The sequence below is a fragment of the Cyanobacteria bacterium FACHB-DQ100 genome, assembly GCA_014695195.1.
Taxonomy (GTDB): domain Bacteria; phylum Cyanobacteriota; class Cyanobacteriia; order Leptolyngbyales; family Leptolyngbyaceae; genus Leptolyngbya.
Genome location: JACJNW010000037.1, coordinates 61,557 through 81,689, shown reverse-complemented (window position 1 = coordinate 81,689; position 20,133 = coordinate 61,557). Strand labels below are relative to the sequence as shown.

20 protein-coding genes are annotated in these 20,133 nt (G+C 47.3%); 7 read left to right on the top strand and 13 right to left on the bottom strand.

Features of this window, described 5'->3' with window-relative positions:
- From H6F51_21350 to H6F51_21340, 3 genes are read right to left on the bottom strand one after another with little or no spacing between them, the layout of a single operon-like run.
- Positions 1-885: a metallophosphoesterase gene (locus H6F51_21350; protein MBD1825019.1), complete on the bottom strand. Its 885-nt coding sequence runs from the start codon at positions 883-885 to the stop codon at positions 1-3.
- 55 nt (positions 886-940) lie between these two features.
- The gene (locus H6F51_21345; protein MBD1825018.1) at positions 941-2,440 is read right to left on the bottom strand and encodes a mercuric reductase; all 1,500 of its coding nucleotides are present in this window, start codon (positions 2,438-2,440) and stop codon (positions 941-943) included.
- Between the two features lie 4 nt (positions 2,441-2,444).
- Entirely contained in the window at positions 2,445-3,059 is a 615-nt protein-coding gene (locus H6F51_21340) for a TVP38/TMEM64 family protein (protein ID MBD1825017.1), read from the bottom strand.
- A gap of 252 nt (positions 3,060-3,311) precedes the next feature.
- On the opposite strand from H6F51_21340, the gene H6F51_21335 reads away from it, so the two are divergent.
- Positions 3,312-4,031 (top strand): heme oxygenase (biliverdin-producing), encoded by a 720-nt coding sequence (locus tag H6F51_21335; protein MBD1825016.1) that lies wholly within the window; start codon positions 3,312-3,314, stop codon positions 4,029-4,031.
- Between the two features lie 170 nt (positions 4,032-4,201).
- Positions 4,202-5,236, top strand: coding sequence for a cobalamin biosynthesis protein CobW (cobW, locus tag H6F51_21330; protein ID MBD1825015.1), 1,035 nt, complete (start codon positions 4,202-4,204; stop codon positions 5,234-5,236).
- Here cobW and H6F51_21325 read toward each other — a convergent pair.
- On the bottom strand, positions 5,233-5,544 hold the full coding sequence (locus H6F51_21325) for a Mo-dependent nitrogenase C-terminal domain-containing protein (GenBank protein ID MBD1825014.1): 312 nt from the start codon (positions 5,542-5,544) through the stop codon (positions 5,233-5,235). The genes cobW and H6F51_21325 overlap by 4 nt on opposite strands.
- Before the next feature lie 515 nt (positions 5,545-6,059).
- On the opposite strand from H6F51_21325, the gene H6F51_21320 reads away from it, so the two are divergent.
- The 3 genes from H6F51_21320 to tatC all read left to right on the top strand — a co-directional run bounded on the left by H6F51_21320 (position 6,060) and on the right by tatC (position 8,847).
- Complete coding sequence (locus H6F51_21320; GenBank protein ID MBD1825013.1) at positions 6,060-6,899, top strand: methyltransferase domain-containing protein; 840 nt, start codon at positions 6,060-6,062, stop codon at positions 6,897-6,899.
- A 52-nt stretch (positions 6,900-6,951) separates the two neighbouring features.
- On the top strand, positions 6,952-7,869 hold the full coding sequence (locus H6F51_21315; protein MBD1825012.1) for a homogentisate phytyltransferase: 918 nt from the start codon (positions 6,952-6,954) through the stop codon (positions 7,867-7,869).
- 165 nt (positions 7,870-8,034) lie between these two features.
- Positions 8,035-8,847, top strand: a complete 813-nt coding sequence (gene tatC / locus H6F51_21310) for a twin-arginine translocase subunit TatC (GenBank protein ID MBD1825011.1) — start codon at positions 8,035-8,037, stop codon at positions 8,845-8,847.
- A gap of 60 nt (positions 8,848-8,907) precedes the next feature.
- On the opposite strand, the gene H6F51_21305 is transcribed toward tatC, so the two are convergent.
- From H6F51_21305 to H6F51_21290, 4 genes are all read right to left on the bottom strand, one after another.
- Positions 8,908-9,459 (bottom strand): SH3 domain-containing protein, encoded by a 552-nt coding sequence (locus H6F51_21305; GenBank protein MBD1825010.1) that lies wholly within the window; start codon positions 9,457-9,459, stop codon positions 8,908-8,910.
- Positions 9,460-9,671: 212 nt separating this feature from the next.
- Positions 9,672-10,250 (bottom strand): protoporphyrinogen oxidase HemJ, encoded by a 579-nt coding sequence (hemJ, locus tag H6F51_21300; protein ID MBD1825009.1) that lies wholly within the window; start codon positions 10,248-10,250, stop codon positions 9,672-9,674.
- A gap of 975 nt (positions 10,251-11,225) precedes the next feature.
- A complete protein-coding gene (locus tag H6F51_21295) occupies positions 11,226-11,537 on the bottom strand; it encodes a DUF3082 domain-containing protein (protein MBD1825008.1) in 312 nt (103 codons plus the stop codon).
- A 12-nt stretch (positions 11,538-11,549) separates the two neighbouring features.
- Complete coding sequence (locus H6F51_21290) at positions 11,550-12,491, bottom strand: 4-(cytidine 5'-diphospho)-2-C-methyl-D-erythritol kinase (protein MBD1825007.1); 942 nt, start codon at positions 12,489-12,491, stop codon at positions 11,550-11,552.
- Between the two features lie 146 nt (positions 12,492-12,637).
- Between H6F51_21290 and H6F51_21285 the strand changes: the two genes are divergently transcribed.
- Positions 12,638-13,249, top strand: a complete 612-nt coding sequence (locus H6F51_21285) for a hypothetical protein (GenBank protein ID MBD1825006.1) — start codon at positions 12,638-12,640, stop codon at positions 13,247-13,249.
- On the opposite strand, the gene rsmA is transcribed toward H6F51_21285, so the two are convergent.
- Together rsmA and H6F51_21275 are read right to left on the bottom strand one after the other, a co-directional pair.
- Positions 13,215-14,051: a 16S rRNA (adenine(1518)-N(6)/adenine(1519)-N(6))-dimethyltransferase RsmA gene (gene rsmA, locus H6F51_21280; protein ID MBD1825005.1), complete on the bottom strand. Its 837-nt coding sequence runs from the start codon at positions 14,049-14,051 to the stop codon at positions 13,215-13,217. The genes H6F51_21285 and rsmA overlap by 35 nt on opposite strands.
- Complete coding sequence (locus tag H6F51_21275) at positions 14,052-15,080, bottom strand: phosphoribosylformylglycinamidine cyclo-ligase (GenBank protein MBD1825004.1); 1,029 nt, start codon at positions 15,078-15,080, stop codon at positions 14,052-14,054.
- 342 nt (positions 15,081-15,422) lie between these two features.
- Between H6F51_21275 and H6F51_21270 the strand changes: the two genes are divergently transcribed.
- Positions 15,423-16,487 (top strand): septal ring lytic transglycosylase RlpA family protein, encoded by a 1,065-nt coding sequence (locus tag H6F51_21270; protein ID MBD1825003.1) that lies wholly within the window; start codon positions 15,423-15,425, stop codon positions 16,485-16,487.
- A 55-nt stretch (positions 16,488-16,542) separates the two neighbouring features.
- Here H6F51_21270 and H6F51_21265 read toward each other — a convergent pair whose 3' ends face one another.
- The 3 genes from H6F51_21265 to H6F51_21255 all read right to left on the bottom strand — a co-directional run bounded on the left by H6F51_21265 (position 16,543) and on the right by H6F51_21255 (position 20,118).
- Positions 16,543-17,628 (bottom strand): class I SAM-dependent methyltransferase, encoded by a 1,086-nt coding sequence (locus tag H6F51_21265; GenBank protein ID MBD1825002.1) that lies wholly within the window; start codon positions 17,626-17,628, stop codon positions 16,543-16,545.
- Positions 17,629-18,025: 397 nt separating this feature from the next.
- Positions 18,026-18,238, bottom strand: coding sequence for a hypothetical protein (locus H6F51_21260; protein MBD1825001.1), 213 nt, complete (start codon positions 18,236-18,238; stop codon positions 18,026-18,028).
- A 695-nt stretch (positions 18,239-18,933) separates the two neighbouring features.
- Positions 18,934-20,118, bottom strand: coding sequence for an NAD(P)H-quinone oxidoreductase subunit H (locus tag H6F51_21255; protein ID MBD1825000.1), 1,185 nt, complete (start codon positions 20,116-20,118; stop codon positions 18,934-18,936).
- Positions 20,119-20,133: the final 15 nt, after the last annotated feature.

Genomic DNA, 20,133 nt, shown 5'->3' with positions numbered 1-20,133 from the left:
CTATGGTGCAGCGCTGACCATCATGCTCTCTTCCTGAGCAAGTTCAGCCGCTTTGTGCTTTAGCGTAATGACTGTCACTTCTGGCGCACAGAATAATCGCCCTGGAAAATAGGTTCCTAAACCGCGATTCACATACAGCCGATTATTTCCGACTTGATGAAAGCCTTTCACCCATTCCCAGTGTTTCATCACGCGGTAACAAGCGGCTAACACAGGAATACGATGCCGAACTTGCTTAGGTAGATTGCGGTACAAATAGGCAGACAGAACTGAGACATTCAAAATTCCCGGAATAATGATTTGTCCACCGTGGCTATGCCCCGAAAGCTGTAGATCTACGCGATATTTTTGCAGAGAATCGGCGCAGTCAGGGTTATGCGCGAGGACAATCCGCGCCAAATCTGCGGGAAGTTGCTCCATTACCGCCCCTGCTTTTTGCTTAAATGCACCTGTCCAATAATCAGCTAGACCAACCAGTGCAAGTCCTTCGCCAAGCGGGTAGGCGACCTCATTCCACAGCACTTGAATTTCAACTTGTGCGAGGGCATCGGTAATGATTTGCTTGCTGTTGCGACCGTACAAATCATGATTGCCCAAAATTCCATAGATGCCCGATCGCGCTTCTACGTGTTTCAATCGCTTGGCTAACTCATAGATTGGAGCCGGATCGTCGGTGACAAAATCGCCTGTGATCACCACAAGATCGGCTTCGGCTTGATTGGTTGCCTCGATCGCTTGGTTCAGCGCTTTCTCAGATAAACGCTTGCCGTCGTAATGTAAATCCGAAAGTTGAACGAGTTTTGTTCCATCTAAATGAGCAGGGAGATTGTCGATCGCAACGGTCAGGGTTTCGACTTTGACAGACTGATTGAATAGGGGCTGCATATCGTTGTGGGTTAAGGCGCTCTCAGCTTAACAAAACTTACCCAGATTCAACTGATTATGAAAGTTTGGTCAAGAATGCTAAAAGTCTCTGACTATTTGGCGTAAGCAGGGTTTTTCGATAAGCATCTGCGGCTTTTTTGATCGCTTCGGCTTGCGTGGGATAAGGATGAATCACGCTGGATAAGGTGTTTAAACCGCGTTTGCCGACGATCGCCAAAGTAATTTCGCTAATCATTTCGCCTGCGTGACGGGCGACGATCGTTGCTCCCAAAATTTGATCTGATCCTTTTTTGTGCAAAATTTTGACAAATCCGTTGGTTTCTTCATCTGCAATTGCGCGATCGACTCGCTCTAACGGAATCTTGATAACTTCAGCGTTTGGAGCTTCACTCAGTCCAACTTGGGCAATTTCAGGATCAGTGTAAATAGCTCTGGGCATGACTAAATTGCTGAGCTTCGATCGACTTAATCCAAACGGTGAAAAGAACGCATTTTTAATCACAATTCGCGCTGCGGCATCGGCTGCATGAGTATATTTCCAGCCCATACAAATATCACCTGCTGCATAAATTCGTGGGTTTGTAGTCTGCAAATAATCATTCACTTTCACGCCTTTTTTGTTGTAATTAACGCCAGCCGCATCTAGATTTAATCGCTCTACGTTGGGCGATCGACCCGCTCCAACTAATATTTCATCAACCGTAGTCTGCTGTGAATTGAAGTGAATGACTTTTCCCTGATTAGTTTTTTCAACTTTATCGATCGAGCTATTAAAAACAATCTGAATTCCCTCTTTTAGAAACACTTGCTGTAGGAGTTCTGCGGCTTCGGGATCTTCACGATCGAGCAATCGATTTTTGTTATGAAATAGCGTGACTTCACATCCCAAACGTCGGAAAGTTTGCGCCATTTCACAGCCGATCGAACCGCCGCCAATAATTGCTAATCGATTCGGGCGATCGGTTAATGAAAAGACCGTTTCATTCGTCAAAAATCCTGCTTCCGCCAATCCTGGAATATCGGGATGGCTGGCACGCGCTCCCGTAGCAATTACAGCTTTTTTGAATCTAAGAATTTGATCGCCAACCGCAATCTGCTCTCGATCCAAAAATTTCCCTTCACCCAGAAATACATCAACTCCAAGTTCTTGAAATCGTTGGGCTGAATCGTTCTCGCTGATTTCCGCTCGCACTCGCCGCACCCGTTCCATCACGGCTGCAAAATCGACTTCAATTTGATCCGGTGGCATCACTCCGAACGATCGCGCCTGCTGCATTTCTCCGACCACGCGAGACGATCGAATCATTGTTTTCGACGGCACACAGCCGACATTGAGACAATCGCCGCCCATGAGATGCTTCTCAATTAAGGCAACTTTCAACCCAATTCCTAATCCTGCCGCTCCTGCAGCAACCACTAAACCCGCCGTCCCCGCACCAATTACGATTAGGTCATACCGTTCCGCAGGTTGTGGATTGCTCCAATCGAGCGGATGAACGCGAGAAACCAGCAATTCATTGTGAACATCGATCGGAGAAATGAGTGAGTTTTTCATGTGATTAATTCTGTTCTAAACCGTTATCCTGCAATGCTTTTCGAGCAATTCGCGTTACATACACCGATACAATCACTGTAGCAATCAACCCGACGATGCGAATTGCCCATTGCATCGATTGTGCTTCTTGGCTCAATTGCGTTGTACCGATCGTTGCCAAACTCCCCGCTAGCGAACCGATATACACATACATCACAGTGCCGGGAATCATGCCCACACAACCGATCGCATAATCTCTCAGCGTTACCCGCGTCACTCCAAACGCATAGTTGAGCAACGTAAACGGGAACACAGGCGATAACCGAGTCAAAATCACGATTTTTAATCCCGATGCCGCCACCGCCTCGTCGATCGCTTTGAATTTTGGGTTTCCTTCAATTCGTTGTGTCACCCAACCCCGCGCCAAATAGCGTCCAATCAAGAACGCCGCGATCGCCCCGCAAGACGCTCCAACGAACACATAAATCGATCCCCACACCACCCCAAACACGGCTCCCGCTCCGAGCGTTAGAATCGTTCCGGGAATGAAAAGAACGGCAGCGAGAACATAGAGAGCCATGAATACGATCGTACCTAACGCGCCAAAATTCTGAATCCAAGTAAGAGCCTGTTGCAGCATGAGTTAGAGAAAGTTAAAAGGTTGAAAATCGATGTAGCATCTGCCCTGTGTAAGAATTTGTAATAAAAACGTTCATCAATTCGACATACCTTAGTAAATAACGCAACAGGGTGATTCTGGCATTTAGGGTACGATTCCGGGTTCAAAGCTTTGAAGGGCACTGGATTCAGGAACTTAATCTAAGGTTTGGGATCACAAGCGAACATCAAACGCCAGCGAATCACTTAAATTTACAGTGTTGGGAAGTTTAGAATGAGCAGCAATTTAGCAACAAAACTTCGCGAAGGAACCAAGAAAGCTCACACAATGGCGGAGAACACAGGCTTCATCGCGTGTTTTCTAAAAGGAACGGTAGAAAAGGAGTCCTACCGTAAGCTCGTTGCAAACTTTTACTTTGTTTATTCGGCAATGGAAGAGGAAATGCGCCGCCACAAAGACCATGCAATCTTGTCAAAGGTGTACTTCCCCGAACTCGAACGTAAAGAAGCGCTAGAGCAAGATTTAGCTTATTATTTTGGCAAAAACTGGCGTGAGCAAGTTGCTCCTTCGAGAGCGACTCAATCCTACGTTGCACGAATTCACCAAGTTGGCAGCAGCAATCCTGAACTCCTGATTGCTCACTCTTACACCCGCTACATTGGTGACCTATCCGGCGGTCAAATTCTCAAGAAGATTGCCCAAAACGGCATGAATTTGACTGAAGGAGAAGGCACGAACTTCTATGAGTTCAAACACATCTCCGACGAGAAAGCCTTCAAGAAAGAGTATCGCGCTCGGCTCGATTCGATGGCGATCGACGATGCGATGGCTGATCGAATTGTTGAAGAAGCGAACGATGCGTTTGGCATGAACATGGAAATGTTCAAAGAGCTAGAAGGCAACTTGATTAAAGCGATCGGACTTGCTTTGTTTAATGCTCTCACCCGCAGACGCGGACGGGGTAGCACCGAACTGGCAACGGCAGAAAATTAGAAATTTGCTTCTCAATCGGTTGAATCCTGGAGGCTACGGTGAAGAAAATCATCGAGTTTCCAGGATTCGTTGTTTGGAATTGGTACGATCGGCGACGGTTCGATTCGATCGAATATTGATACTCGCGGACACGCGCCGCATGAACTGAAGGCAACGGACTTAAATAAACTATGGCTGCAAAGATTCCGGTTACGGTCATTACTGGCTTTTTAGGCAGTGGAAAAACAACCCTCATTCGTCATTTGCTACAAAACAATCAAGGTCGGCGAATTGCAGTATTGGTCAATGAATTTGGAGAACTGGGGATCGATGGAGAACTCCTAAAATCCTGCGAAGTTTGCCCCGAAGACGAAACCAGCAACATTGTTGAACTCACCAACGGCTGTCTCTGCTGCACCGTCCAAGAAGAATTTCTTCCGACGATGTTGGAGTTACTCAAGCGTCGAGACAGCTTAGATTGCATTTTGATCGAAACTTCTGGTTTAGCATTGCCGAAACCATTAATCAAAGCATTCCGCTGGCATGAGATTCGCAATGCAGCAACCGTTGATGGTGTGATTACCGTTGTCGATTGCGAAGCTGTTTCCACAGGCACTCTTGCGGCTGATCTGCAAGCCGTTGAAGCCCAACGACAAGCTGATCCCAATCTCGATCACGAAACCCCACTGCAAGAACTGTTTGAAGATCAGCTTGCCTGTGCGGATCTGGTGATTTTGAATAAAACCGATCTCGTCGATATGGAAGCGCAAGAGCAAGTCCGATCGCTCGTCGAACAAGAACTTCCCAGAGCCGTGAAAATCGTCGAAAATGGGCGGAACGATCGCGAACTCGATCCAAGTTTGCTGCTTGGGTTCAATGCGGCAGTTGAAGAGAACTTAGCCGCTCGTCCAAGCCATCACGACAGCGAAGAAGAACACGATCACGATGATGAAATTCAATCGACGCATCTGATCCTGGATCGATCGTTTGATCCGAATCAACTGCGATCGCGCTTAGAAAAACTGGTTCAAGAGCAGGAAATCTACCGTGTGAAGGGATTTGTGGCGGTTCCTGATAAACCGATGCGATTAGTTGTTCAAGGGGTTGGCTCAAGATTCGAGCATTTCTACGATCGACCTTGGAAACCGGATGAACTGCGACAAACTCGATTGGTCTTTATCGGCAAAGATCTCGACTCCAATCGGTTAGCGGCACAGTTTGCTTAAACGACCATTTCGCCGCATTCATCAACCAGATAGCACAATGCTCGGAAGCGCAGACCCACGAACTGATCGTAGAGCGGATTTAGTTTGCACATCGGCGGAATATGCGCGATCGTGCGTCCAAAGAGTTTGATGTCGCGCTCAAACGGGCATTGTGCGGGGATCAGTTTGCAGACGAGATGAGCAGATTTGCGATCGTGAATTTCAATGGAATCTAACCAGCTGCGGATTGGCTTCAGTAAGTCAAGTTTGGAGTGGGGTTGACCAGCCGACGAAAGTGGAAAATCAAAGGCAAATTGCGATTCAGACATGATGACCTTCCCAAAGAGATTAAGAGAGTTTTGCTCTTTTCAAGGCTGAGGAAATGATCTCTTTTCTTACTATTAGATACAGAGCGAATCTGAGATTTCCGTGAGTTTTAGAAGGGAGATAATCCTAGCTTTGATAAAGATTGAGTGAAATAAGTCGGGTAAATTAATAATCTAGATTTACGATTCAACATACCCATATATACGTCCGAACTCTTCAAGTTATGCAGAAATCTAGTTCAGTTATTTCTGTTTTTTTCTGAAGATATTTCCATTAAAGTGATCCCCGAAATCACCGCACAGCACCCTGAAGGGTAACTTTTTCTTTACAACTTCATAAAACTACGTCCAACGATATTAACCCCTAGACATAACAATAGATCTTTGAGCCTTTTTCGTGGAACCGTAGTTTTTATTACCTAGTTAACTTCTGATTATCAAATCTTCCTTTTAGTGCCCAACGGCTCGTAATTTCTAGAAGTGATTTGATAAATTAAATACATTTCCTAAGCAGATTTATGACTTCATCGCTATCTGAACAAATCAAGCAATTCTACGATGCGTCTTCGGGACTGTGGGAGCAAACCTGGGGCGAGCATATGCACCACGGCTACTACGGCGCAGATGGCAAAACTCGAAAAGAGCGCAGACAAGCCCAGATTGATCTCATCGAAGAGTTGCTCAACTGGGCAAACGTCACTGAGGCACAGCAGATTCTAGATGTCGGCTGCGGGATCGGCGGAAGTTCACTGTTTCTAGCAGAAAAATTTGGTGCAACCGCAACGGGGATCACGCTTAGTCCAGTGCAGGCGAATCGAGCAATCGATCGAGCACGATCAACTCATCTCAACGCCCAGTTCCAAGTCGCAGATGCACTCAATATGCCCTTTGCCGACAATTCTTTTGATCTCGTTTGGTCACTTGAAAGTGGCGAGCATATGCCCGACAAGGTGAAATTTTTGCAGGAATGCTATCGCGTTCTCAAACCCGGCGGAACTTTTGTGATGGCAACCTGGTGTCATCGCCCGACGGATAAAGTGCCTTTAACCGTGGACGATCAAAAGCGTCTGGCTGAGATTTATCGCGTGTACTGTTTGCCGTATGTGATTTCGCTCCCCGAATATGAAGCGATCGCGCAGGGTGTCGGACTGCAACAGATTCGTACCGCAGATTGGTCAAGAGCCGTTGCGCCGTTTTGGGATGTAGTGATCGATTCGGCTTTCACTCCCTCCGCAATTTTTGGCTTGCTGACCTCTGGGTGGACAACGATTCAAGCCGCGCTGTCACTTGGAACAATGCAGCAGGGATACAAGCGTGGGTTAATTAAGTTTGGCTTACTCTGCGGCACGAAAGCCTAGAGCAAAAGACTAAAACCAGGTACGGTAGGAAAATCAGGACTCTAGGACATCCATGAATCGAATTTCGCCCCGATCGCCGCACGCTAACCCCATTCAACGCTGGCTCTACGCTTTCTGGAAATTCTCCCGCCCTCATACAGTGATCGGAACATCACTGAGCGTTCTTGGACTTTATCTAATTGTTCTCGGCAGCGATCGCCCACTCCTACCGACTGCTTGGCTTGCCCCCTTAATTGCGTGTTTATGTGGCAATATCTACATCGTTGGATTGAATCAGCTTGAAGATATTGCGATCGACAAAATTAATAAGCCGCATCTGCCGCTTGCTTCGGGTGAGTTCTCGGCTCGACAAGGACAAACGATCGTCTTTTTAACAGGAATGCTTGCCGTGGCGATCGCTGCCACTCAAAGTTCTTACCTGCTTGGAATGGTGGGATTGAGTCTAGCGATCGGCACACTGTACTCGTTGCCCCCGGTGCGATTGAAGCGATTTCCGTTCTGGGCTTCGCTCTGCATCTTTACGGTCAGAGGCGCGATCGTCAATCTAGGATTATTTCTCCATTTCAATCAAGGCTTTCCCATTCCCGCAAAAGTTTGGGCATTAACCGCATTTATTTTGGTGTTCACGTTCGCGATCGCCATCTTCAAAGATATGCCTGATACTGAAGGCGATCGCCAGTACAACATTCGGACATTGACGCTCAAACTTGGACAGCGACCCGTGTTTAATTTGGCACGAGCCGTTTTAACCGGATGTTATTTATCGATCATTGCGATCGCCTTCTTTCTACCCGGAGTAAACGCACCCTTTCTGGTAATCAGCCACCTGATTGCATTATGTTTAATTTGGTTTCGGAGTTACAAAATTGATTTGCAAAATAAAGCAGAAGTGACGCGCTTTTATCAATTTATTTGGAAACTGTTTTTCCTAGAATATTTGCTTTTTCCGGCGGCGTGTCTGCTAAGTTAACTTAAGCAAATGCGAGGGATTGTGCTAGACCGTTCATCTCCTTATGGATCTGCTGAAAATTGCTAGATAAACCTTTATGAAGCGATCGAATCTGTTGCTTGGGCTTGTCGGGTTGCCTGTCCTCGATACAATGGTTACAGCCCATCGGACAGAAGCCATCAATTCATGACTGCTCCTTCGGAACTCGAAACCTCTTCTACTCCAGTCGTTGCCGACGATTCCCCTAGTGAATTGGCTCCCGCGCAACCCGCCACGCTCGAAGATGACGACAATATCATTGATGATGTTGAGATGTCGCTGTTCGACCACCTGGAGGAATTGCGGCAGCGGATTTTTTATTCGTTGATTGCGATCGTCGTTTGCATCATCGGGTGCTTTATCTATGTCAGACCTCTGGTGCAATTTCTTGAAGTGCCTGCTGTGGGCGTGAAATTTCTTCAGCTTGCACCCGGAGAGTATTTCTTTGTTTCGATGAAGGTTGCAGGCTACAGCGGATTAGTGCTGGCAGCCCCTATGATTTTGTATCAGATTGTGGCGTTTGTGCTGCCTGGATTAACGCGGCGAGAAAAGCGATTTCTAGCTCCTGTGATTTTAGGATCAAGCGTTCTGTTTCTAGGAGGATTAGCGTTCTCTTATGCGTTATTGATTCCCGCTGCGCTGAACTTCTTCATCTCTTACGGTGCAGAAGTGGTTGAGCAGGCTTGGTCGATCGATCGCTATTTCGAGTTCGTTTTACTGCTGATGTTTAGCACGGGTTTAGCATTTCAAATCCCAGTGGTTCAAGCCTTGCTTGGATTCTTAGGCATTGTCTCGTCAAAAACAATGCTATCCGGCTGGAAGTATGTCCTACTTGGCTCTGCGATTCTTGGAGCCGTCATCACGCCATCCACCGATCCTCTGACTCAGAGTCTATTAGGTGGCGCAGTTTTAGGGTTGTATTTCGGTGGAATTGGAATCGTCAAGCTTTTAGGTAAGTAGCCGCAATTTCTTTGACACGAAAAAGCGCGATCGCCATATTCAGCGATCGCGCTTTCTTAATTACCGAGTGATTGTGATGGTCTTTTCATCGCGGGTGTTATGAACAAACAGCACCACGTTTCGACCTGTATAAGTTACACCGTCCCTGCCGCTGATTACGCTGACGGGCACCCCATTCGCGACCGTTCGATTTCTATTGCGATCGAACACATTCAGAAAGACCTGCGATCTTTCGGAAAAGAGTCTGACCTCGTATTGCTGGATCAGATAGCGGCGACTTCTATCAGTCTCAGTTCTGTCATTGAACCCTAAACCGCCGCGATTGACAGGACGAGTATAGATTGCATCGATCCAGCCTTCCGCACCTGTAGAAGACCGCACGTAATACCAGGTGACTCCATTCGCTCCAGGTCGCTGAACGATGACCTGTACTCGATTTCCCGAAGGCGCTGATGCAAGCGCGGGCGCATTGTTACTCGGAGTCGATCGTAGGCTCACTCTAGAGTTGGCAGAATCCGCTCTTAGCACAACATCTCTAGCCAAAGCAGGCAAACTACTCAGCGCCACCATCCCAAAAGATACGATCGTGGATAAAACAGTTTTGAAATTCATTTCGCTTTCTCCCTGACTTGAAAAAACAGTACCTTGCTGAATTCTACGCATCACAGCAAGCCCTCCTTCCAGCCACACCTGTTGGCAACATATCTGCCGATTGGCGAATAATCAATACTATTTAAATTTTCCTACAGTCCAGCTTTACTGGCAAATTGACAATAAAAAAGACGCTCTTCAGAACGCCTTAGAAATCAGATTGAATTGGCGGTTTATGCGCTAACTTCTGAGGTTGAGGTTGCTGCAAGTTGTTCCCTCGCCAAGCGCCGCTTGCGGGCGTAAAGCTGAATGAATGCTCCCATTGCCACGACCATGCCGAAAATGCCCCAAGCGGTTGTACTGGTGGGAATGTCATTCTTAAACACCGCCAGCATGACTACGATAACAAACAAGACGGTGGGGAATTCATTAAACCAGCGGAACTGCTGCCCTGTCATCTTGCACGTATCAGCAGCAAGGCGTTTCATAATTCTCAAGCATAGATGATCGTAAACAATCAAAAGCGCGACACACGCTAGCTTGATATGGAGCCAAGGCTGCTTGAGAACATCGGGTTCTGTGTAGATTAGCCCGATCGCCATTGTGATTGTGAGCAGCAATGCCGGGGTCATGATGATGCGATAGAGTCGCTTCTCCATGATTTGATATTGGTTTTTGAGAATGCTGCGGGCGGGTTCGGGTTGCTCGTTTGCTTCAGCGTGATAGACAAACAGGCGGGGCAAATAAAACAGTCCCGCAAACCAGCAGACGATTCCCACAATGTGAAATGCCTTAAACCACTGATATGCCATAAGAATCGTTATGCGAAGTGTTTGAAAAGCGCATCGAAGTTCATCGAAGTGAGTTGTCGATCGCATTCTCCATTCTGCAATAAAATCAGGCGCAATGTGGCACTCCGTTCTAATTAGAGAAGCTGAAAAATCCAAGTTCAATTCATACAGCTTACTGCTCGATCAGGAGATGCAGAAACAAGCTTCGTTTTTAACAGGTTGTGGAAAACTTTAAATTTTCTAGATCAAATCCCTTTGATCAGACAGGGTGTAAACTGACACCGATAAGATAGTTAGAATGCAAGGTTTGTAATGCTTTCAGCCGTTCTTTGAACAATGAAAGGCAGGTTGGCAGAATGGAGTAGAGTCTCAGGAAAAGCTTGTATTTTTGTCAAGATAAAAAACGGTCGATAGAATGCTTCTATCGTCCTGACACAACTGCTGAGCGCAGGTTACAGCCGTTTTGGCTGTAGTATTCTGAATGCTGAAAATGGCAAGTAATAGAAATTTTAATGATTTTTTCAGCAAATATACGGTTTTTCCGCAAATTCAAAAACGTACCTGTGGAAAAGTCTATCAATCTGTGGAAAACTCGCGCAAAAAGTAGAGAAGGCAAGCAAACTGCTTCTCTAAAAAATTCACACTTTCCTCAAGGCTTGAATGCCTTTGATACCTATTTTTAGTGAACGATCGAGCGGGCTTTCGGGGTCATATTTTTCGAGATCGACCGAATAAAGCTCATGCGTTCCTAACTTGTCAGCTTCTTACAGAGTCGATTAAGAAGGTTTCGACAGAAAAAATTAAATGGACAAACCTTCTCATCAATTCGAGCTTTCGGATTGTAGCAGCACTTCGCGCAGGAGTCACTCCTTTCGTGACTGTAATTTGCCAAAGCGCTACAGAGCTTAATTATCAGAGATCGCCCAGTGTAAGAATGGGTGCTTCTAGAGCTAGAAAGCCAAGCGCTTCAACTCTGTGGAAGAGCACGATCGACCTCTAATCCGGCCGCTGTTCTTGTTCAGGCTTACGCAGCAGCAATTGCACCCCTAAGCCAGCCAGCCCAAACGCGGCAAGCCCAAAAATCCCTGTTCCCATCGCGCTCATCCCCAGCACTAAAGTTCTAACCGCTGAAGAAATGCGTTGAACCACCAAGCTATCTGCGACAATTGGTTTTGTTGCAAAGGAAATTCCGATCGCGCTAGTCATGTTGTAAAGCGCATATGCCATCACACCCGCCACGATCGCACCAATAAAACAGCGAAGCGGACTCGGCATTTGAGAGGCTTTAGGTGTGGGTGAATCTGCCATAAATTTTTCCTTTTAATGAGTTGCTAAATGAACGCCGCGCTGACTTAATTTTGTCACCCAAAGTTCTAACTCTGGATCGGGAATATTTGCTCGCATTGCGTTTTTAATCGCTTCGGCTTGCGATCGCGATTCTGATAATGCAAAGACCGTCGATCCTGAGCCTGACATCATTGTGCCAATTGGATTAAATCGCGCAAACTGATCACGCAATTGCTGCACTTTTGCAAATTCAGGGAGCACAACTTTTTCTAAATCATTGTGCAACTGCTGACCGATCTGTGTGTAATCATGGTGGGCGATCGCGCTCAAAATCGCTCTTGATCGGGCTTTTTTCGCCTCAATTTCTTGTGACGTTTTGGCATAAGTTTCACCAAAGTTTCGTCGATAGGTTTGATATGCCCAAGGCGTTGAAACAGGCAAATCCCGATATTTTGCTAACACAACATACAGGTGATCTAAACTCGTCAAAGCCGCAAGATTCTCGCCACGTCCGGTTGCCAGCGCCGTGCCACCCGAAATGCAAAAGGGAACGTCTGAACCAAGCTTCGCACCCAAATCCTGTAGCTCGGACTGCGTTAAGCCTAAATTCCACATTAAATCGATTCCAACCAGAACCGCAGCAGCGTTACTCGAACCGCCTGCTAGACCCGCACCCATTGGAATGCGCTTATGCAAATCGATTTCGATACCGCCAAACCTCGCATACACTTCTGGAAATTCGCGCATCATCAGCTCTGCGGCACGATATGCCAAATTAGTCTGATCCACCGGAACCGCAGGATGATCACACTGAACCCAGATGTCGTCCACACTGCGCGATCGTACCGTCACCCGATCGGCGAGTTCAATGCTTTGCAGAACCATGATGAGTTCATGAAATCCATCCGGGCGATCGCCAACAATTTGCAAATAGAGGTTAATTTTAGCGGGAGCAATTAGAGAATAGGAGCGCATAAATCGGCTTTTTCTGACCTATTCCATTATTAGGATTGCTGAGACAATTTTGCTAGTAAACTTTTACGACGTTTTTTGCTGATCGCCTCGCGGTTCAGCGAAGAAAAATTGAAGCAGCAACCGCTTGATTCACACCGACAAGAGCAATGAAGACAGCACTGAAAAAATTTTTAGGGTTAATCGGGTTATCGATCGCTGGGCTAATGGTTGCGGTATCAACCGGATATGCACAAGACCTGCCGCCCGTGGGATTGTTGTTTGGTGGTCGCAGCATCGGTGACTCTCGCCAAACTCCCGTTCCACTGGTAGGGATTCGATTTACAGGGGAGTGTCCTGGAGAACAATCGGCAGCGACACGAGCGCGGTTCTTCTCAAAATCGACTCGCCCTGCACCAGAGCTACGGGCGATCGTTAAAAACGTAACATTCGGGTTTGCAGGCGAACAAAAGCCATTTACTGATCGTGAATATTTTAGCGGCGATGTTTCCGAAGGATTTGAGATGCGATTTGGCGATCGTCACGAAGGAAAATTTCTCGCAGTTCAACCCGGTGAAAATCAGTTTGAATATGAAATTAGGCGGGGACAGCAATCGATCGAAACAGGCAAGTTTTCCGCCACGTTTGAAGAGCAAACCTTGGAACAAGCAAGAGAATCAAGATTAGTCCAAAGAGAATCAAAACGATGCCGAAGATACAAAGATAGACGCTGTATCGAAGAAGAAGTTAAGGTATATTATGAGCGAGTTTGTCCAGGCTAAACGCGTTACTCAAATCGATCCATTGCCTTATGCTTAAATCTTCAGCCCTCGCTTGTGGATTGATTTCTAAGGATTGAAGAAGAGCATTTAGCGGCTCAAGTTCAACCACGCTTTTCAAATTGTTTCGCAGCATCTTACGCCGACTTGAAAAGCCAAGTTTGATCAAGGTTTCTAGTTTTTTTGGATCTGTGGCAGGATGCTCGATCGCTCTTGGGCGCAACCGGATTACTGCGGAGTCTACTTTTGGCGGCGGCGAAAATGCTTTTGCTGAAACATCACAAATAAATTCGGCATCTGCTAAATACTGAACTCGAATGGATAATGCCCCGTAATGCGATGAATTTGAGTTTGCACAAATTCGCAGCGCTACTTCTTTTTGTAGCAACAGAACGATCGATTCAAACGGGTTTGGATTTGGAGCTGCGATCGTGCCCAGTAGCTTCTCCAAAATTGGCCCTGTAATGTTGTAGGGAATATTGGCTACAACTTTTCGAGGACTTTGAAACGGTGGAAATGGCTCCAGCAATGGGTCAATCTCTAACGTGAGAAAATCACCTTGAAGCAATAGGAAATTCTCAAACTTGCCGAATTTTTGCACTAGGATTGGGCACAAATCTCGATCGATTTCCACTGCCACAACTGCCTGAGCTTGAGCAATCAATTGCCGCGTTAAAATCCCGGTTCCTGCTCCAATTTCCAGAACACGATCGTTTTCTGTCAATTCTGCAGAACTGACAATTTTGTTCAAAGCTTTTTCGCTTTTTAACCAGTGCTGACCAAATTGTTTTCTTGCTTTTGGCACTTATTCAGGCAATCCTAATAACTCACCCGCTCCCGGAATTACGGTTCCAATTGCAGCAGCGTTTAATCCTTGCGAGTTGAAAAACTCCACGGTTCGATCGACACTTTCGCCCGGAACAATAACCACGAATCCAACTCCCATATTAAAGGTATTAAACATCGCATTGGGTGCGACTTTCCCTTCAGTTGCTAACCAATGAAAAATGGGTGGAATTTGCCATTGATTTGGGTCAATTTCAATCGCTTGATTTTCAGCCAAACAGCGAGGTAAATTTTCAGGCAAACCGCCTCCGGTAATATGAGCCATGCCATGAATTTCAAGTCCTGCCTTCAACGCAGCAAGAATCGGTTTCACGTAAATTTGAGTCGGCGTAAGCAAAACTTCTCCGAGCGTTGCACCACTCAATCCAGAAGGACGATCGCTCCAATCAAATCCACGATCAATCACAATCTTCCGCACCAAGCTAAACCCGTTACTATGTACCCCTGAACTTGGAAGCGCGATCGCCACATCTCCAACCTTGACCTGCGACCCGTCCAAAATCCGGCTTTTCTCAACGATTCCCACACAAAATCCAGCTAGATCATACTCATTCGGCTGATAAAACCCTGGCATCTCCGCCGTTTCACCGCCAAGCAGCGCACATCCCGCCGCCTCACACCCTTCTGCAATTCCTTCTACTACAGAAGCAAGCTGCTCTGGCAGTAGTTTCCCTGTGGCGACGTAATCCAGGAAAAACAATGGCTCAGCGCCACAAGTCAAGACATCATTCACACACATCGCCACCAAATCGATGCCAACCGTGTGATGAACGTCAAGTTGATGTGCCAATTTCAGCTTCGTCCCAACGCCATCTGTTCCCGACACTAGGACAGGCTCTTGATATCCAGACGGCAATTGAAACAAGCCACTGAATCCCCCCAAGCCGCCTAAAACCTCGGAACGGTAGGTGCGCCGAACAGAATCGCGAATGCGATCGACAAACGCCCGTCCCGCTTCAACATCAACCCCTGCTTCCCGATAATCCATGAGCGCGAATTCAATCTGCAAAACATCAGCATACCTCACAAGCTGTATGAAGAAGATGTTAAGTTCTTGTGAAGTCGGAGAAAAACTGCTTCAGCGTTTTTCTTATAGAAGCCAATAGCAGCAATCATTTCAGCTTACATCCGAATTTGAAGGAAATATGAAGTTTTATTTCGTACAGGCATCACCCTGATCCAATTAGGAAAAACTTCATGCTAGTCTGTTGCAGTTCTGAACTCAGGAGTGAACACGGAGCGAGTACGAGTTAGCACAGCTTAAGTTGTGTCAGATGGCAAACTGCCACATCTCGGACTCAAGGTTGGAAGTGAATCTCACAAAGGATGTATGAACCAGAAACTGATTAGCGGTTTGACTGCCGCTCTACTGTGTACCAGTACCGTCGGTGCGACTGCTGCCCTAGCAGAGTCCACCCCGGCAGCCAGCCAAGGATCTACGGAGTCTGAAACTCCCCGACCGTCTTCCCCGCAAGCCACAAGGCGCAGCGTGGTGAAAGTCGGCGAACAGCAACCCTCACAAACCCGCCAAACCGAGGAGTCCATCGCAAAAATTCATTCGCACGAAATTTCTGGGCGCAAAGCCGCCACTCTTTATGTCCGCAATATTCCCGTTGTTACGTTCCTTGGCGAAGCTCATAACTCGTCCACCGCAGTGAAAGTCGGTGAAGTGCAAGCCAGCCCCCAAGCCGCGAAGCTCAAGTACGGTGCTACTACCCCGGTTGAATCCAGCACCCAGCCGCGCCAGAATTCCTCAAATTCATCTGCTGACCCGATCGCCAGAGCCACCGCGATCGCAGCCCGCTTAAACCAACTCCAACGTAATGGAGTCGATGCCAATCAAATCACGGTGAGATGGCATCAAACTAAATCCGGCGATCAGTTCTTAATCGAGGCAAACAAACAGACGATCGTCGCCGTCGATCCACAAACCGTTCTTCCCAATAGCACCCGCGACCCAGGGCAAGACGCACTGCAAGTTGCAAATCGTCTCCGTCGCCTATTCGGTAATGCTGCTCCCCTGCGCGAAATTTCCAATCGTCCAAATCGCGCCCCCCAAATTGCGATCGGCCCGATTCGTCTACGAATGACGGGCATGGCATCTTGGTATGGCCCAGGATTCCACGGCAACATGAGCGCCAGCGGTGAGCGATTTAACCAGAATGCACTCACTGCGGCACATCGGACGCTTCCGTTTGGCACCATCGTGCAAGTGACCAATCTCGATAACGGGCGTACCGTTTCTGTCCGCATCAACGATCGCGGACCGTTCTCCGGCGATCGGGTCATCGATTTATCTGCCGGTGCGGCTCGTGTTCTCGGCTTGATTCAAAGCGGCGTTGCTCCCGTCCGCCTTGAAGTCCGGGATTCGAGACGGGTTGCATCGGGTAACTAGACTGAAAAAGGTGCAGCGAACTGTTAATTAAATCGTTCACTCCTTTTTAATTGGTTCAAATTCGCTGCATCAATCCTTTCAGTTGAATCTCTTGACTCAAGTTTTTACTTTGAATCAGAACACCAAAGCCACCTAGCCCCATTGGGTTCATTAACTGATGTAGTGCGTCGCGGCGTTGCAGTCGGTTTTGTAAATCCTGGGTGCTGGTGGCTTCCGTCTGAGTGATCTGAGCGAGTCGATCGCCCAATCCCAACGCCATTAAAAATAATCCCTGCTGCGTAAAGCCAACGGTTTGCAGTCCTGATCGCTCTCCCTGGAGTTGCAGCGCTGTGAAATCAACATGAGCGGTGATATCTTGCTCACCGATATAGAGGTATGGATCATTGTGATGACTGTGCTGGTAGTAGCACTGTAATGTTCCTTGTGATCGCATCGGATTGTAGTATCGCGTTGCCAAATAGCCGTAATCGATCGTTAAAACAAATCCTTGCTGCAATTTTTGGGCGATCGTACTCATCCAATCTAATGCGGCTAAATTCACTTCAGTCCGGTAGCCGTCTGCATAGCCACAAATCTTGACTCCAACGAAGTCAAAATAATTCACTAATTTCTCAGTTGAAAGATCACCAACCACTTCAGCAAATCGATTGTCTTGCAGACAAACATAAATTTCTTTGAGCACTTGATTCTGCAGCGTGACTAGATGCACCGGAAACGCATCGACTAATTCATTTGAGAACACACACCCTACGATTGAATCATTTGGAAGCTCCTCGATCGTTGTCCACTCGATCCGCGTTCCCGCTTCCGTCCAGCGCCGCAATCGGTGCTGCTGCTCGACAATATGTGCGGCTGCCTTTTCAACAATGAGATAAGTCAGCGAATTAAAGCATTCAGGATAAAAGCGATCGAGATACCGCAGAATATCGACTGCAAGCAATCCCTGTCCCGCACCCATCTCAACTAAGGTAAACGGATTCGGCTGTCCGAGCACTTGCCACATTTCCGCTAGTTGCTCGGCAACCAATTCACCAAAATCAAACGATAAATGGGGCGAGGTGAAAAAATCACCCTGCGCCCCAATTTTTTCGCGAGGTCTAGCATAATAGCCCAGCTGCGGACAATACAATGCTAAATTCATGAATCCTGCGAATGTGATTCGCCCTAATTCGCGAATCTGCTGCGATATGAAGTTGTAAAGCGGACGTTTCAAGTCCGCAGATTGATTTTCTTGAGCAACCACGGGTTTAACCTGAACATTAGAAACGATCGCTTCTAATCTATTGCATTTTCCAGCCAATCAGAGTAGATTATCTGTACTAAACTGAGCGTTAGCTGGAGAGAATAAACCACGCACAAAAAGCAGGCAATAAGTCATTCCATTGAAGTGAGTTTTGCAAGCCGGTGATGCACTCCGACTTAGAAGAAGCTCACCTTCTAGCGATTAGTCTAATGTTCAGGCAAAAGGCAGTGCGCACACTGTAATAGGTCGATCGCACACTACATTCCGCCTAGAACCTTCAGCTCCACAAGTTTGCTTAAACAAGTGCGGCTTCACCCGTAGCGGCTGGTGTGGCAGAGGGGGGTGCATCGAAGGCAACAATAAACTGGGCAGTTGGGCGGGTTTGCGTTAATACCTTCAGGTAAGAATCTGCATCGTTGCGACGACGAAACCGAATGACGACTTGACGCTGCAAGTCGGGAGTGATTTGATAGACAACCCAGGGAGTTAGCTGCTCTTGGTACTTCATAGTTCACTGTGAGGATAGTGGAATGACAGAAAGCGGGCAAGCGGAACTGTAAATCAGTAACGCTACATACAGCGGTTGCGCTTCAGTTCACATACTATTGATAGCGTCTAACTCAAAGAAAGTCAATCTTTTTTGCACGAATGAATGTCCGTGCATTCGCTCAGTGTTTGTGCTGAAACCTCGATGCTAACGGCGTAAGCAGTCGAAGATCGGCTTACGCTCAATTCCTTCAGTCGGAAAATCCTACTTTAGTGGGATAGCCAGCCCGCATCACAGAAGCTTAGATTGTTAAATTAGACACCATCAATAATTTGCAACTGTTTCAACCAAATCTCAACACTTAAAAAGCCACTAATTCAGATCGTCCAGAAAATTCGCAGTTGACAACTCTCATCGCCTGAGAAAGCTGAGTGGTACATCAGCAGGAATATCGTGAGCAGACGATACAAAAGTAGCGTCAGTATAAAACTCAATTCTTCGCTTGAGGTCAGAACCGAATTCAAGTTCACTCCCCACGATAGAGGAGCAGAATAAAAAGAGGTTATTGAATGCTTAAGATTGACTACGATCCATCCTAACCTAAAACGGCGTGATCGCGTGTCATTGTATTGTGTTATGTCGAACCGTTTACACCGCGCAACAAAATGGGCAGGTCTGTTACACCTGCCCAGAAATGATGGATGGCGGGATTCAGTTTAGCGATCGACCGATCCCATGATGATGTCAATGCTACCGAGAATGGTCACGATATCCGCAACTTTCATGCCCTTGACAAGATAGGGAAGGATCTGGACGTTGTTAAAGTCTGCTGCCCGAACCTTAAAGCGCCAGGGGAAGACGTGATCCTCACCCATAATGTAAACACCCAATTCGCCTTTACCGCTTTCTAGACGAACATAGTGTTCACCTTTCGGAATTTTGAAGGTCGGCGCAATCTTCTTACCGATAAACTGATAATCAAACCCGTTCCACTCAGATTTTGGTCCTTCCATCATCCGTTTTGCTTCAAGATTCTCGAACGGGCCACCGGGAAGTCCCTTGATTGCCTGCCTGATGATCTTGATTGATTCACGCATTTCGCGAATTCGCACGATGTAGCGAGCGTAGCAGTCGCCAGCCGTTTCCCATTGCACATCCCAATCAAAATCGTCATAACATTCGTAGTGATCAACTTTTCTCAAGTCCCACTTCACGCCAGAAGCACGCAGCATCGGGCCAGATAAGCTCCAGTTGATCGCATCTTCGCGAGTGATGACACCTACCCCATCAACACGACGGCGGAAAATCGGATTCTCTGTGATTAACCGTTCATATTCATCGACTTTCGGCAGGAAGTAGTCACAGAAATCTAAGCATTTATCAATCCAGCCGTAGGGTAGATCAGCTGCAACGCCACCGATGCGGAAGTAGTTGTGGTTGATCATGCGGTAGCCTGCGACGGCTTCCCACAGGTCGTAGATTAGTTCACGTTCGCGGAAGATGTAGAAGAAAGGAGTTTGTGCGCCGACATCCGCCATGAACGGGCCAAGCCACAGGAGGTGATTGGCGATGCGGTTGAGTTCCAGCATGATCACGCGGATATAGCTGGCGCGTTTGGGAACGGCGATTCCGGCAAGCTTTTCCGGGGCATTCACCGTGATTGCTTCATTGAACATCCCGGCGGCGTAGTCCCATCGGCTCACGTAGGGGACAAACATAATGTTGGTGCGATTTTCGGCGATTTTCTCCATGCCTCGGTGGAGATACCCAATTACAGGTTCACAATCGACCACGTTCTCGCCGTCGAGCGTGACGATTAGCCGCATTACCCCGTGCATCGAGGGATGGTGCGGCCCCATGTTGAGTACCATGGGTTCTGTCTTGGTTTCGATCATTGCCATCGGTGTTCTGCCTCT